At 42.1% G+C, this 240-nt stretch carries 1 protein-coding gene; it reads left to right on the top strand.

Features of this window, described 5'->3' with window-relative positions; all coding sequences use genetic code 11:
* On the top strand, window positions 1-240 hold a 240-nt coding region (locus tag SB765_RS33220), incomplete at both ends, for a PspA/IM30 family protein (RefSeq protein WP_410932977.1).

Raw genomic sequence — 240 nt, 5'->3', positions numbered from 1 at the left:
ATGGAAGATACACTTGTAGAGGTACGCTCTACGTCAGCAAAAACCCTTGCTGAGAAAAAAGAATTAGTACGTCGCGTAGATACACTAAAAGCCCAAGTAAGCGATTGGCAAGACAAAGCCGAATTAGCACTGAGCAAAGATCGTGATGATTTAGCTCGCTCAGCTTTACTTGAAAAGCAAAAATCAGCCGATGCAGTCGCTGCAGTAGAAAGTGAACTTGATCATGTAGAATCTCATATC

The sequence above is a fragment of the Pseudomonas sp. SIMBA_067 genome (assembly GCF_046534675.1).
Classification (GTDB): domain Bacteria; phylum Pseudomonadota; class Gammaproteobacteria; order Pseudomonadales; family Pseudomonadaceae; genus Aquipseudomonas; species Aquipseudomonas putida.
This window is presented reverse-complemented; position numbering and strand designations above follow the sequence as displayed.